This window comes from Thalassospira sp. ABD4_177 (assembly GCF_056160125.1).
In genome coordinates this window covers 2,529,471-2,542,631 of record NZ_JBSWWO010000001.1, presented here as the reverse complement: position 1 = coordinate 2,542,631, position 13,161 = coordinate 2,529,471, and the positions used below count along the sequence as shown (strand labels likewise).

Below are 13,161 nucleotides of genomic sequence, written 5' to 3'. Positions count from 1 at the left end.
TGGACAGAGCATCTACAAGCGGGGACACCTTGATGCCCAAACCACGAAAAAGTGCCTTGGCACATCTGCGATCCAAAGGCCGTTTTGCGATGGCGGCCGCAGCCCTTGGCATTTTACTGGCAGGGTGTGCAGAAACGCAGCTTGCAGTCCATGGCGTCAAACGACTTGGCGGACAATCGCAACCGGCACAGGTCGGGAACTACAAGATCGGCAATCCCTATGAGATTGCCGGTCAGTGGTATTATCCGGCCGTCGACTACGAATATACTGAAACCGGTATTGCTTCTTGGTACGGCCCCAAATTTCACGGCAAGAAAACCGCCAATGGTGAGATTTTTGATCAGTACGAGGTTTCCGCGGCCCATCGCACCTTGCCGCTGCCGAGCATCGTTCGCGTAACCAACCTTGAGAACGGCAAGTCCATCAAAGTCCGGGTCAATGACCGCGGTCCGTTCGCCCATGGCCGTATCATTGATATGTCCCGCCGTGCGGCCCAGCTGCTTGGGTTTGAGCGCAAGGGTACGGCCAAGGTCATGGTTGAAGTGATCGAGGCCGACAGCCGTCAGATCGCGGCCATCGCGCAGGGCAAAGCAGCCCCGAAAGTAACCGTTGCTGAACAAAACACGGTAAGTGCTGCCCCGCGCGATGTTGTCGAAACCGTACGTCTGGATGACGAACCAATCACCGACAGTGGAGAGCCCACGACGTCCCGGATCAAGCTGACACCGCCATCATCAAGCACGAGTGTCGAAAGTGCACCGCTCGATGGCGTGGTTGAGGAAGCCGCGGTTGTTGAAGTTACGCCGGTCACATCGTCCTCAATCTATGTTCAGGCCGGCGCGTTTTCGATCTATGACAATGCGCTGAACTTGCGCAATCGTCTCTATGACCTTGGCCCCAGCAAGATCGAACCGATTGATATCAAGGGCACGACCTTCTACCGTGTCCGCCTTGGCCCGCTGGAAACCGTTCCCGAAGCGGACATCCTTCTGGAACGTGTGATTGCCACAGGCCAGAACGGCGCGAAAGTTGTTGTCGAATGCGCTGATGGCGGTTCCGCTGCATCTGGATGTTGATCAAAAAAAGCTGGTTATGCTACCGCTTTAACGCACTGAGCATGCGGTGTTGCACAATTCTGCCGAATTTGCGACATAAGCAAAATAGCGGATACACCGGGTCCCGGTGGTTAGAGAATTTATTTAACAGGGTTTGAATGCCATGACTTTTATGCCGCCAGTTCCGTTCAAAAACACTCTGAACCGGGTAGTGGCCGGGGCCTTTATTCTTGGTTCCGTCATGGCAATGTCGATGACTTCCGCAAGCGCACAGGCAATCGAGACCAATGCGCGCGAAGCCTTCATTATGGATTTTGATACCGGGGCCGTGCTGCTCAACAAGGAAGGGGACACCCTGACCGAGCCCGCCTCTATGACCAAAATGATGACCGTCCATATGCTGTTTAAGTATATCAAGGATGGTCGGGTCTCTCTCGACGATACCTTCCACGTCAGCGAAAAGGCATGGCGCAAGGGCGGCTCGAAAATGTTCGTCGAGGTAAATTCCAACGTTTCCGTTTCCGACCTTTTGCACGGGATTATCGTCCAGTCGGGCAATGACGCCGCCATTGTTGTCGCCGAGGGTCTGGGCGGTTCTGAAGAAGCCTTTGCCCAGGCAATGACCGAAGAAGCTCGCGCAATCGGCATGACCAAGTCGGTGTTTAAAAACGCCACCGGCTGGCCGGCAGAAGGGCACCTTGTGACGGTGCATGACCTTGCGATCCTGGCCCAGGACACCATTCGCAATTTCCCGGATCTCTATGAACTCTATTCCGTCAAGGAATTCACCTATAACGGCATCCGTCAGCCGAACCGCAACCCGCTTCTGGGCACCAGTGCTGGCGTTGATGGCCTTAAAACCGGCCACACCGAAGCAGCAGGCTACGGCCTGACGGCCTCGGCCGAGCGTGATGGTCGTCGTCTTATTCTCGTCGTCAATGGATTGGGCTCTGTCCGTGAACGTCGTACAGAATCACAGAAACTCCTTGATTGGGGATTCCGCGAGTTTGACAACTACGACCTGTTTGCCGAGGGCGAAACCGTAAGCTCTGCCAATGTTTGGCTTGGCTCGGAAACCAAGGTGGATCTGGTTGCCGACAAGGAAGTTCTTCTGACCTTGCCGCGCACAGCAAGCCGCGACATGAAGGTGTCTGTCGTCTATGAAGGGCCGATCCCGGCACCGATCAGTCAGGGTGACCAGATTGCAATGCTCAAGGTCGAAGTTCCGGATCAGGATGCAATCGAGTTCCCGCTTTATGCCGCCCACGATGTTGGACGCCTTGGCTTTGTCGGCCGTATTGGTGCTGCGATCAAATACCTTCTCTGGGGGGCAAACGGGTGACATCGAAGCCCTGTTTGTTCATCAGTTTTGAGGGCGGGGAAGGCAGCGGTAAGTCCACCCAGATACGCGCCTTGGAAAAGTGGTTTCGGGATCAGGGCAAGGATGTTGTTGTCACCCGCGAACCCGGTGGATCACCTGGGGCCGAGGAAATCCGCAATCTTCTTCTGACCGGCGATCCTGGCCGCTGGGATCCTGTCACCGAAGCTCTTTTGATGTTTGCCTCGCGCCGCGATCATGTTGAGCGAACCATTCGTCCGGCCCTTGAGGATGGCAAGGTTGTCCTGTGTGACCGTTTTGCCGACTCATCGGTAGCCTATCAGGGCTATGGCCATGGTCTGGGGGCGGACTACATTCGCAATCTCTGGAAGCTGGCGATTGGCGATTTCAAACCGGACCTCACCCTGATCTTTGATCTGCCGATTAAGCTTGGCCTTGAACGCGCAGGTGCACGGTTTGCCAATGTCAGCGCGGCGGAGGATCGCTTTGAACGCATGGGGCTGGATTTTCATCAGCGTCTGCGCGATGGGTTCCGCGAAATCGCATCGGATGAATCTGACCGCTGTGTCGTCATTGATGCAAGCGGCGAGATTGAGGTCGTCAGTGAACGCGTGATTACAGCCGTTCGCGACCGAAGTGCCGGGCAGGGGGCCTGAACGCATGGCCAAGGACGACCTTCCCGAAGAAGAAAATCCGTTTGAACCCCGCCGCAACGATGCGCTTCTTGGTCATGAAGCCGCCGAAAAAGCCATCCTTGATGCCTGGAACAGCAAACGCATGCATCATGCATGGTTGTTATGCGGCCCCAAAGGGGTCGGAAAAGCCACTCTGGCCTATCGCATGGCGCGCTTTATTCTGTCTGGTGGCGGCGAGAATGGCGGTGCAGGGCTGTTTGGCGATCAGGGTGATGGCCTTTACGTCGATCCCGAGGATCCTGTTGCACGACGTATTGCCGGTGGCGGTCACGGCGATCTCAAGGTTATCGAACGCCTGTATGATGACAAGAAAAAGCGTCTTCAGGGCGAAATCACGGTCGCGAACGTGCGTACCGTTGGCAATTTCATGTCCAAAACATCGGCCGAGGGCGGCTGGCGAATAGTCATTGTCGATGCAGCAGATGAGTTGAACCGTAACGCCGCCAACGCGATCCTCAAGGTTCTCGAAGAACCGCCGTCAAACGCCATGATGATCTTGGTTGCCCATCACCCGGGGCGCTTGTTGCCAACCATACGCTCGCGCTGTCGGCGTCTTAATCTTGCGCCGCTTGACGATCATCAGGTTGTCGATCTTCTGGGACGCTATTGTCCTGAGATGGATCTTGGCGCCCGGGACGCACTGTCTGGTCTGGCAGAGGGCAGCATTGGACGTGCACTACAGCTTCATGATGTCGGCGGGCTTGAGCTTTATACCGAGCTTGTCAATATCATCGCCGCACTTCCCAACACCGATGTCGCGGCCCAGCACAAGTTTGCGGAGCGTTTTTCGCCCGCAGACAAGGATGCATCCTTTGCTACCATCACCGAGCTGCTGCATTGGTGGCTTGCGCGCATGATCCGCTTTGCCGCCACAGGGCAGGCGCCGCGAGAGGTCGTTGAGGGCGAATTGCCCGCCATGCAGCGCATGGCCGCCGCGCAACCGCTTGATCAATGGCTAGAGGTATGGGAAAAGATCAACGAACTGATGGGCGCGACCCGCGGTTTGCATCTTGATCGCAAGCAGGCCTTGCTGAATGCATTCTTCATGCTTGAAGAAACCATGCGAACCTGACATCACTGCCCACACACCGAAATTTTGACCATCACGGCCCATTTCGGGCCGTTTTGTTTCACGACTTGCGCGAAGGATTTGCGACCATGACCGGGCACAAACAGCCCTATTACATCACGACACCGATCTATTACGTCAATGACAAGCCCCATATCGGCCATGCCTATACCACGCTTGCCTGTGATGTTCTGGCCCGCTTCAAGCGCCTGGACGGTTATGACGTGATGTTCCTGACCGGGACCGATGAACATGGTCAAAAGGTCGACAAATCGGCCGCGGCCAAGGGCATCGATCCGCAAACCTTTACCGATCAGGTCTCGCAGAACTTCCGCGATCTGGCCGTTCACATGAACTATTCCAACGATGACTTCATCCGCACCACGGAAGAACGTCACAAGAAAGCCTGTCAGGCACTTTGGAATACCCTGCTTGAAAAGGGCGAGATTTATCTTGGCTCCTATGATGGTTGGTACTCGGTCCGTGACGAGGCGTTTTACGCCGAAAAGGAACTGATCGAGAAAGACGGTGAAAAGCTTGCACCGACCGGCGCACCAGTCGAGTGGGTGTCAGAGCCGAGCTATTTCTTTAAGTTATCGGAATGGGGTGATCGGCTTCTGGAATTCTATGAACAGAACCCGGACTTCATCGCACCACAGTCACGCCGCAACGAAGTGATCAGCTTCGTGAAGGGCGGCATGCATGATCTTTCGGTTTCACGCACCAGCTTCAAATGGGGCGTACCGGTGCCTGGCGACGAAGATCACGTCATGTATGTCTGGCTCGATGCGCTGACCAACTATCTGACCGCCATCGGATATCCCGATGCGGATCCGGCCAAGCTTGATAAATACTGGCCGGCAGACCTTCATATGGTTGGCAAGGACATCCTGCGTTTCCATGCGGTCTATTGGCCAGCCTTCCTGCTGGCAGCCGACATTCAGCCGCCCAAACGTGTTTTTGCCCATGGCTGGTGGACCAACGAAGGTCAGAAAATCTCCAAATCAATTGGCAACGTCATTGATCCCTATGACCTGACGGAAAAATATGGCCAGGATCAGACGCGTTATTTCCTGATGCGCGAAGTGCCGTTCGGCAATGATGGCGATTTTGCCCATCGCGCCATGGTCAACCGCATGAACAGTGAACTGGCAAATGATCTTGGCAATATGTGCCAGCGTGTTCTCTCCATGATCCATAAGAACTGCAACGCGGCGGTACCGACGCCGGGCGCGTTCACCGATGCGGACAAGGAAATCCTCGCCAAGGCGCATGGAATGCTTGAAACCGTGCGCCCGCTATTTGACGAACAGGCCTTTAACAAGGGGCTTGAAGCGATTTGGAGCCTTGTTGGCGATGCCAACCGCTATGTCGATGAAATGGCGCCCTGGGGCCTGAAGAAGACCGATCCCGCACGGATGGAGACGGTTCTCTATGTTCTGGCCGAAGTCATTCGCCATGTTGGTATCCTCGTGCAGCCGATCATGCCGGACTCAGCATCCAAGATCCTGGATCTTCTGGTTTTGGGCGATGATCAGCGTGGCTTTGATGCCCTTGGCCCGGAAAACGCTCTGAAACCGGGTTCGGAAATCCCCAAACCGGCCGGTGTGTTCCCGCGCTATGTCGAGACCGAAGACGAAGGAGAGAAGGCATGAATGTCGCCCTTGTCGACAGCCACTGCCATCTGGACTACCCGCAATTCTCCGACGATTTGAGCGGTACCATCGCGCGCGCCAAAAATGCCGGTGTCGGCATGATGGTCAGCATCGGTGTCAAGCTTACGACATTCGAGAATGTCCGTGCGGTTGCCGAGCAGGCCGACCATATCTATTGCACGATTGGCGTTCATCCGCATGAAGCGGGCGAGGAGGGGCTTTCAAGCCCCGATGCCCTGATTGCAAAGGCATCTGATCCGAAAGTCATCGGTATTGGCGAAAGCGGGCTTGATTACTTCTATGACAACGCCCCGCGCGATGCGCAGCAGGAAAGCTTCCGCGCGCATATCGCAGCTTGCCGTGAAACCGGTTTACCCTTGATCGTGCATACGCGTGACGCGGACGATGACACGATGGATATTCTCGAAGAAGAGTATGAAAAGGGGCCATTTACCGGCGTTATTCATTGCTTTTCGAGTTCAGCCATGCTCGCTCAGAGGGCACTTAAGATCGGGTTCTATATTTCCTGCTCGGGCATCATTACCTTTAATTCGGCCAAGGAAATCCGCGCAGCGCTTGAGGATGTGCCGCTGGATCGTTTGTTGGTCGAAACAGATGCACCGTATCTGGCACCTGTGCCCAAACGTGGCAAACCGAACGAGCCAAGCTATGTCGCCCATACCGCGGCCAAACTGGCGGAAATCAAGAGTGTAACCGTCGAAGAAATCACCCGGATCACGACAGATAACTTCTTTAAACTGTTCACCAAGGCAGATCGCAAAAATCTGCTGGCGCTGGGAGCAGAGTAAAAGTGACCAAAGTAACCATCCTTGGCTGCGGCTCTTCAAATGGCGTGCCATCGGTTGGCCTTGGATGGGGCAAGTGCGACCCGAATAACCCGAAAAACCGGCGTTTGCGTAGCTCGATCCTGATCGAAGAGGCGGGCAAGAAGATTCTTGTCGACGTCACACCGGATTTTCGTCAACAGGCGCTAACGCACAACATCAACCATGTTGATGCGATCCTGTTTACCCATTCGCACGCCGATCATGTGCATGGCATCGATGATGTGCGCTGGCTGAATGTCGCGATGGAACGTCCGATCGATATCTATGCCAATGCACAGACGATCTCGGATATCGATCATCGCTTCAATTATGTCTTCACGCCGCTGCCAGACGGCGTTGAGTTCTATTTCAAGCCCGTTTTGATCCCGCATGTCATCACAGGACCGATCAAGCCAGCAGGGGTGCCGATAACGGTATTCTCCCAGGATCACGGTTATGGCGAGACGCTTGGCTTTAAAATAGGGAAGTTTGCCTATTCAACCGATGTGGTGGAATTCCCCGAAGAGTCCAAAGAACATCTCTATGATCTGGATGTCTGGGTGGTCGATTGCTTGCGCCATCGTCCGCACAATACACATGCACATCTCGAAAAACTTCTGTCTTGGGTTGAAGAATACAAACCCAAGCAGGTCTACATGACCCACATGGGCATCCAGTTCGACTACGCACAAGCGATGTCCGATACCCCAGATCATGTGGAACCGGCTTATGACGGCCTGGTTATTGAGGTGAATTAACCACGAAAGACGTCAGAGGTGAGGTTCACATCGGTACCCCAAACATCACACCCGTAAGCTCTAAATAGTGCAATTTCGGGTTCTGTTGCTATTGATTTTGGGCGCGTTGATAGTGAAGAAGTGTAAGCCATATGCTCACTTCTTCACTATCAACGTGCAATTATCCTATCCAATTCGTGTTGCCTTTTAAATTTTCCCAAATTGTTGCGTTGAGCTATCTGCTCTAACCTTTGAAATATCAAAAAATGCTCTCGATTTAAGTGAGAATTTGACCATGGAGCAGGCATTTTACCCTGTTGCTGGGTTGATTTGTAAAACGAGACAAAGTGGCACGCCTTTGGTCCCAATAATAATAGATACGACACTTAAATGCGCATATTTGGAGGTCTCAAAGAACTATAGGGACCAAATTCGCTTTGCGTTCTCTGACGCGAAAGCCGCCCTTTCCGAGTTTGATGTCCCTTCGATCAGTGCTTGCGTTGTTGCCATCCATTGATCAAGCGATGAATTCAGCGTGCATACCGGGCTGTCAGACCCCCACACAACACGGTTCCAGCCGAAACACTCTATAATATGCTCGAAGTAAGGGCGTAGGGTATCGATAGTCCAGTCTGGCTTTGCATAGGCAGAGATACCTGAGATCTTCACATTCACGTTTGGACGTTCCGATAGTGTCGTAATTGAGCGTTCCCAATCATTAAAGCCATCTCCTGCGATGTCTGGAACGCCACAATGATCCAGTACAAAAACGGTATCCGGGCAGACATCAACAAGTTCGCATGCCAAAGGAAGCTGACGTTGTAGAACGCAGATATCGAATGGCAGCCCGATGTTGCCAATCTTGCGCACATTTTCCCGGAACAAGTTGCTTTGTGACAACTCGTCGGGAACAACATGCAATACGCGCCGAATGCCTTTCACAATCGCAAGATCAAGGCTTTCAAGAAACGCTTCGCAGTCCTTCGATTCCGGTCTAGCCGAGGAAACCGCGCCTTGCAGCAAACTGTTTGGCTTGGCCACAAGCTCACCAATGAACACGTTTTCAGTTGCAATATCATTTGGTGCACAGTCCACTTCCATGTGGAGCACACCCTCTATGCCGATGCGTTTGGCTGTTGCTTCATAGTCCTCAAACGTCCAGTCGCGATCCAGTGCAGGTACGTCTTTAAGCCAAGGGTAGGTAATCCGGTCGCGGGCAACAAGGTGCAAATGTGTGTCAATGAACATAACGTTTCCTTATTTCGCTGGACATTCTCCGAAACGCCCGAGGTGAACGTGCGGAATAATGTCATGGCAATCGTAGTTTTTTTTTCAGCATTAGGGCGATTTCTTATGGAGTTCACCTTGACTCACCATAGAAGTCAAGTTTACATATGAAACATGCTTCCGAATATGAAAGTCTCATCAAGAATGACCTCGGAAGTGAAACTCGGTCCGGAGGACCGTTTCCTAGGGAGGAATAGAATGAAAACGTTATTATGCGGTGCGTCCCGTGCCGCGATTGCAACTGCATCAATTGCCGCAACAGTTTCCGCATTCGGCGCCGCGCAGGCGACTGAGTTTGATGGTGTTACAATCGAAGCCAAGTTGATCGGTGGTCAGCAATACGAAGCACTGTATGCCCGAATTCCGGAATGGGAAGCAGCAACCGGTGCCAAAGTAAATGTCATCTCAAAAAAGAACCATTTCGAGTTGGACAAGGAGTTCAAATCCGACATCGCAGCTGGAACGACCAGTTGGTGCGTTGGTTCGAACCATTCATCCTTTGCGTCGCAATATCCAACCCTGTACACGGATTTATCCGACTTGATCGCAGCAGATGTGGTTGCGGAATTCGTCCAGGCCAACATCAAAGCGGCAACTTTTGACGGCAAACTCGTGATGCTGCCGCGTGCACAGTTCGATGTGTCGGCGCTTTACTATCAGAAAGATCTTTACGAAGACGCAGAGAAGGCAAAAGCCTTCGAAGCCAAGTTCGGATATCCGCTCGCGGTGCCGGATACCTGGTCCGAAGTCAAAGATCAGGCGATGTTCTTTGCCGATCCACCAAACTTCTATGGCACCCAGTATGCCGGCAAGGATGAAGCGATTGTCGGTCGCTATTACGAAATGGTCGTTGCCGAAGGTGGCAAACTGTTTAACGACGATTTCTCGCCAGCCTTCAATTCAGAAGAAGGCAAACGCGCTCTGCAGTGGTTTGTTGACCTTTACAACGCCAAAGCCGTTCCCGCCGGTACGACCAATTATCTTTGGGATGACCTCGGCAATGGCTTCGCATCAGGCACGATTGCCCTAAATCTGGATTGGCCGGGCTGGGCCGGGTTCTTTAACGATCCGGAAGCATCGAAAGTTGCAGGCAACGTTGGTGTTGCACCGGCACCAAAAGGTTCAGCAGGTGCCCGCACTGGCTGGTCTGGCTTCCATGGTTTTTCCGTCACGCAGGATTGCGAGAACAAGGAAGCGGCAGCATCACTGGTCGACTTCCTGACGAATGAAGAAAGCCAAAAGGTCGAAAGCGCAGCAGGCCCATTGCCAAGCCGGACTGCCGTTTGGGATTATGTCTCGGAGCAGGCAAAGGATGATCCGTATCGTAGTGACGTTCTTGCTGCGTTCAAGGAGACTGCTGCCACGGCCTTTGCAGTCCCACCAACACCGCTTTGGATCGAAGCCACAAACCTTATTTATCCAGAACTTCAGGCCGCTATTTTGGCTGACAAGACGGTCGATGAAGCACTTGAAGATGCTTCGGATGCTGTTAACGACTTAATGCTGGAAGAGGGCGTCTATTAAGACATCCTGAGATCTGGATGGTGCGATCCGTAGGATTGCATCATCCAACTTCCCCATAAACAGGCTGAAATGCATGGAACTGTTCCATGCCGATCCACGGGACATTCTGATGAAGCGTTTAAAGCTCCCGCCATGGTTGGTTCTTTTGATGCCAGCCATAATTATTCTATCGGCTGTTGTGCTGATTCCACTGCTTTTGTCATTGTATTCAAGTTTCACATCCTATCGCCTGACCCGGCCAGGTAGCCTGTTTAACTGGATCGGGACATTCAATTATGAAAAGGCCGTAACCGACGCAAAATTCTGGGCGGCATTTGGCCGGACAGTTTTGCTGCTGGCGGTTGCCTTGAATCTGGAGATGCTTTTTGGCCTCGGCCTGGCATTGATGATTTCAAAAGTCACACGTGGTCAACGCGCACTGCGGACCATGATGATGTTCCCGATGATGTTCTCGCCGATCCTGGTCGGCTTTCAGTTCAAGTTCATCTTTAATGACAATGTCGGCTTGGTAAACAATGCCTTGCAGTCGCTTGGTATTACTGACACCGCCATACCCTGGCTGGTCGATGGCAAGCTTGCTATGTTCTCAATCATTTTTGCCGAAGTCTGGACCTCTACATCGGTGTTCGGGATCCTCATTTTGGCTGGGCTTTATGCCATTCCGCGTGATCCGTTGGAAGCCGCCAAGGTCGATGGTTGCACGCCGTTCCAGTCGTTCCGTTTTGTAACGCTGCCATTTCTGATGCCTTTCATTTACATCGCAATGGCCATCCGGTCACTGGATGTCGCGCGTGCCTATGACATTGTACAGATCATGACCAATGGGGGACCTGCGCGGCGCACCGAACTGCTTTGGACGCTGATTGGTCGAACGGGATATGTCGATGCCCGCATGGGATATGCCAACGCGATGGGATATGTCTCAATCTTTCTGGCGATCTTCTTCACCATCTATTTCTTCAAAAAACTACAAAGCGCTCGCAAAGAGCTCGGAATGGGGGTGTAAGTCATGATTAGCAATATCAATCATCGTGCACGCCGTATTGCCCTTAAATGGTCGCACACTGTTGGCCTTTTCTGCGCCATGATGGTGCTGTGTGTTCCTGGGCTCTGGATCGTACTAAATTCATTCCGTCCAACCGTGGAGATCATGGCAAAACCGCCGGTCTGGGTCCCCAATGATCTTAATCTTGATCATTACCGGGCCATGTTTGGCGGGATCGGCGAGGGCAGCGTGCCCGTGCTGACCTATTTCACCAACTCATTGATCATTTCGGTGACCTCGACAGTGATTGCCATCCTGATCGGCATGGCCGGCGGGTACGCATTTGCGCGATACAAATTCAAGTTCAAGGGTGGTATTTTTGTTGGCCTGATGGTGACCCGTGCTGTGCCAGGCGTGGCACTCTCACTGCCATTGTTCATCCTGTTCGCCCGTATCGGCATTATTGATACCCATATCGGGATGATCCTGGCCTACGTGGCCCTGAATGTACCGTTCACGGTGTGGTTGATTGACGGGTTCTTCCGCCAGGTTCCACCGGAGCTGGCCGAAGCTGCCGAAATTGATGGTTGCACCCGTTGGCAAGCCTTTTGGCGAGTTGAGTTCCCGGTGGCCCGATCCGGGATCGCATCGGCCGGCATCTTTGCCTTCCTGACATCATGGAATGAATATGCTTTGGCGGCACAGTTAACCCGTTCAACTACATCTAAAACCATGCCTGTCGGGCTTCTCGATTTTACGTCTGAGTTCACCCTGAATTGGGGTGGGATGTGTGCGCTTGCGGTTTTGATGATTATTCCCGCGCTTATCCTCACATTCCTCGTGCAGAAACACCTCATTGCCGGCCTTACATTTGGCGGCGTGAAAGGATAATAGAATGGCTCAGGTCCATCTTCGCGACGTCGTCAAAAAATACGGCCCGCTTGAAGTTGTTCACTCTATCAATCTCGACATTGTCGACGGCGAATTTGTCGTTCTTGTTGGTCCGTCCGGATGTGGTAAATCCACAACGCTGCGCATGGTTGCCGGCCTTGAAGGCATCTCAGACGGCGAGGTTGTTATTGGCGATCAGGTTGTAAATGATTTGCCGCCGCGTGAACGAAACATCTCCATGGTGTTCCAGAACTACGCGCTTTATCCGCATATGACCGTCCGAGAAAATCTTGGATTCTCGCTGAAAATCGCCAAGCATTCTCAAGCGGATATCGACAAGGCAGTGGATGAAGCTGCCCAGATATTATCCCTGACACCGTTGCTGGATCGCAAGCCTGGTGCATTGTCTGGCGGCCAACGTCAGCGCGTCGCAATGGGGCGCGCGATTGTGCGTCATCCCGAAGTATTTCTGTTTGATGAACCGCTTTCCAACCTTGATGCCAAACTGCGCACCCAGATGCGCGTCGAGATCAAGAAACTTCATCAGAAACTGAAGTCGACGATCATCTATGTCACTCATGACCAGGTTGAAGCCATGACCTTGGCTGACCGCATTGTGATCATGCGTGACGGCCATATCGAACAGGTTGGTACACCTCTTGAAGTCTTCGAAAACCCGGTAAATACTTTTGTCGGGACGTTTATTGGCTCTCCGCCAATGAACTTGTTGGACGGCATCATCAAAGATGATGCGATCACATTCCAAGACGGCAGTAGTCTGGCCATCCCACCCGGATATGATCTTCAGGAAGGTCAGGCAGTAACCTTTGGGGTGCGTGCAGACAACATCATGCCGGTCGGCCACGCATTACCAAGCGGAGATCACATGGCCGAGGTCGAGATGACTGTTGAGCTGACCGAGCCGCTCGGTACGGAAACTCTTCTATTTGCATCACTCGCAGGTACAGAGATCCAGGCTAAAATGCTTAATCCGCGCCCGGTTCAAAGTGGCGAGCGCATGATCTTCCAGGTCATGCTCGACAAGTGCCACCTGTTTAACGCCGAAACTGGCGCGATGCTTCGGAAGTGAGATTGAT

General features: G+C 53.0%; 12 protein-coding genes. 11 read left to right on the top strand and 1 reads right to left on the bottom strand.

Translation table 11 applies throughout. From position 1 onward, the window contains the following. Window positions 1-32 precede the first annotated feature (32 nt). The 7 genes from ACXAF0_RS11655 (at window position 33) to ACXAF0_RS11625 (ending at window position 7,398) form a co-directional block, all read left to right on the top strand. Window positions 33-1,076, top strand: coding sequence for a septal ring lytic transglycosylase RlpA family protein (locus tag ACXAF0_RS11655; RefSeq protein ID WP_475346017.1), 1,044 nt, complete (start codon window positions 33-35; stop codon window positions 1,074-1,076). Window positions 1,077-1,218: 142 nt separating this feature from the next. Then, window positions 1,219-2,397 carry a D-alanyl-D-alanine carboxypeptidase family protein gene (locus ACXAF0_RS11650; RefSeq protein ID WP_475346016.1) on the top strand — a complete coding sequence of 393 codons (1,179 nt, stop codon included), beginning with the start codon at window positions 1,219-1,221 and terminating at the stop codon, window positions 2,395-2,397. Continuing rightward, window positions 2,394-3,050 (top strand): dTMP kinase, encoded by a 657-nt coding sequence (tmk, locus tag ACXAF0_RS11645; RefSeq protein WP_475346015.1) that lies wholly within the window; start codon window positions 2,394-2,396, stop codon window positions 3,048-3,050. Before ACXAF0_RS11650 ends, tmk begins: the two co-directional genes overlap by 4 nt. Before the next feature lie 4 nt (window positions 3,051-3,054). Next, window positions 3,055-4,161 (top strand): DNA polymerase III subunit delta', encoded by a 1,107-nt coding sequence (locus tag ACXAF0_RS11640; protein WP_475346014.1) that lies wholly within the window; start codon window positions 3,055-3,057, stop codon window positions 4,159-4,161. Between the two features lie 86 nt (window positions 4,162-4,247). Beyond that, on the top strand, window positions 4,248-5,813 hold the full coding sequence (gene metG / locus ACXAF0_RS11635) for a methionine--tRNA ligase (RefSeq protein ID WP_475346013.1): 1,566 nt from the start codon (window positions 4,248-4,250) through the stop codon (window positions 5,811-5,813). Beyond that, window positions 5,810-6,622 (top strand): TatD family hydrolase, encoded by an 813-nt coding sequence (locus tag ACXAF0_RS11630; RefSeq protein WP_475346012.1) that lies wholly within the window; start codon window positions 5,810-5,812, stop codon window positions 6,620-6,622. Before metG ends, ACXAF0_RS11630 begins: the two co-directional genes overlap by 4 nt. A gap of 2 nt (window positions 6,623-6,624) precedes the next feature. Further along, on the top strand, window positions 6,625-7,398 hold the full coding sequence (locus tag ACXAF0_RS11625; RefSeq protein WP_475346011.1) for an MBL fold metallo-hydrolase: 774 nt from the start codon (window positions 6,625-6,627) through the stop codon (window positions 7,396-7,398). Window positions 7,399-7,794: 396 nt separating this feature from the next. Here ACXAF0_RS11625 and ACXAF0_RS11620 read toward each other — a convergent pair whose 3' ends face one another. Beyond that, a complete protein-coding gene (locus ACXAF0_RS11620) occupies window positions 7,795-8,625 on the bottom strand; it encodes an amidohydrolase family protein (protein WP_475346010.1) in 831 nt (276 codons plus the stop codon). A gap of 237 nt (window positions 8,626-8,862) precedes the next feature. On the opposite strand from ACXAF0_RS11620, the gene ACXAF0_RS11615 reads away from it, so the two are divergent. The 4 genes from ACXAF0_RS11615 (at window position 8,863) to ACXAF0_RS11600 (ending at window position 13,154) form a co-directional block, all read left to right on the top strand. Further along, the gene (locus ACXAF0_RS11615) at window positions 8,863-10,188 is read left to right on the top strand and encodes an ABC transporter substrate-binding protein (RefSeq protein WP_475346009.1); all 1,326 of its coding nucleotides are present in this window, start codon (window positions 8,863-8,865) and stop codon (window positions 10,186-10,188) included. A 109-nt stretch (window positions 10,189-10,297) separates the two neighbouring features. Further along, window positions 10,298-11,194, top strand: coding sequence for a carbohydrate ABC transporter permease (locus tag ACXAF0_RS11610; protein ID WP_475346008.1), 897 nt, complete (start codon window positions 10,298-10,300; stop codon window positions 11,192-11,194). A 78-nt stretch (window positions 11,195-11,272) separates the two neighbouring features. Then, window positions 11,273-12,064, top strand: a complete 792-nt coding sequence (locus ACXAF0_RS11605; protein ID WP_475346007.1) for a carbohydrate ABC transporter permease — start codon at window positions 11,273-11,275, stop codon at window positions 12,062-12,064. A gap of 4 nt (window positions 12,065-12,068) precedes the next feature. Further along, complete coding sequence (locus tag ACXAF0_RS11600; protein WP_475346006.1) at window positions 12,069-13,154, top strand: ABC transporter ATP-binding protein; 1,086 nt, start codon at window positions 12,069-12,071, stop codon at window positions 13,152-13,154. Window positions 13,155-13,161: the final 7 nt, after the last annotated feature.

Excerpts from the sequence above, each read along its gene's own strand:
- ACXAF0_RS11640 (WP_475346014.1), top strand. The coding sequence starts at position 3,055 with ATGGCCAAGGACGACCTTCCCGAAGAAGAAAATCCGTTTGAACCCCGC.
- ACXAF0_RS11630 (WP_475346012.1), top strand. The coding sequence starts at position 5,810 with ATGAATGTCGCCCTTGTCGACAGCCACTGCCATCTGGACTACCCGCAA.
- ACXAF0_RS11605 (WP_475346007.1), top strand. The coding sequence starts at position 11,273 with ATGATGGTGCTGTGTGTTCCTGGGCTCTGGATCGTACTAAATTCATTC.
- ACXAF0_RS11655 (WP_475346017.1), top strand. The coding sequence starts at position 33 with ATGCCCAAACCACGAAAAAGTGCCTTGGCACATCTGCGATCCAAAGGC.
- ACXAF0_RS11650 (WP_475346016.1), top strand. The coding sequence starts at position 1,219 with ATGACTTTTATGCCGCCAGTTCCGTTCAAAAACACTCTGAACCGGGTA.
- ACXAF0_RS11615 (WP_475346009.1), top strand. The coding sequence starts at position 8,863 with ATGAAAACGTTATTATGCGGTGCGTCCCGTGCCGCGATTGCAACTGCA.
- ACXAF0_RS11620 (WP_475346010.1), bottom strand. The coding sequence starts at position 8,625 with ATGTTCATTGACACACATTTGCACCTTGTTGCCCGCGACCGGATTACC.
- metG (WP_475346013.1), top strand. The coding sequence starts at position 4,248 with ATGACCGGGCACAAACAGCCCTATTACATCACGACACCGATCTATTAC.
- ACXAF0_RS11610 (WP_475346008.1), top strand. The coding sequence starts at position 10,298 with ATGAAGCGTTTAAAGCTCCCGCCATGGTTGGTTCTTTTGATGCCAGCC.
- ACXAF0_RS11600 (WP_475346006.1), top strand. The coding sequence starts at position 12,069 with ATGGCTCAGGTCCATCTTCGCGACGTCGTCAAAAAATACGGCCCGCTT.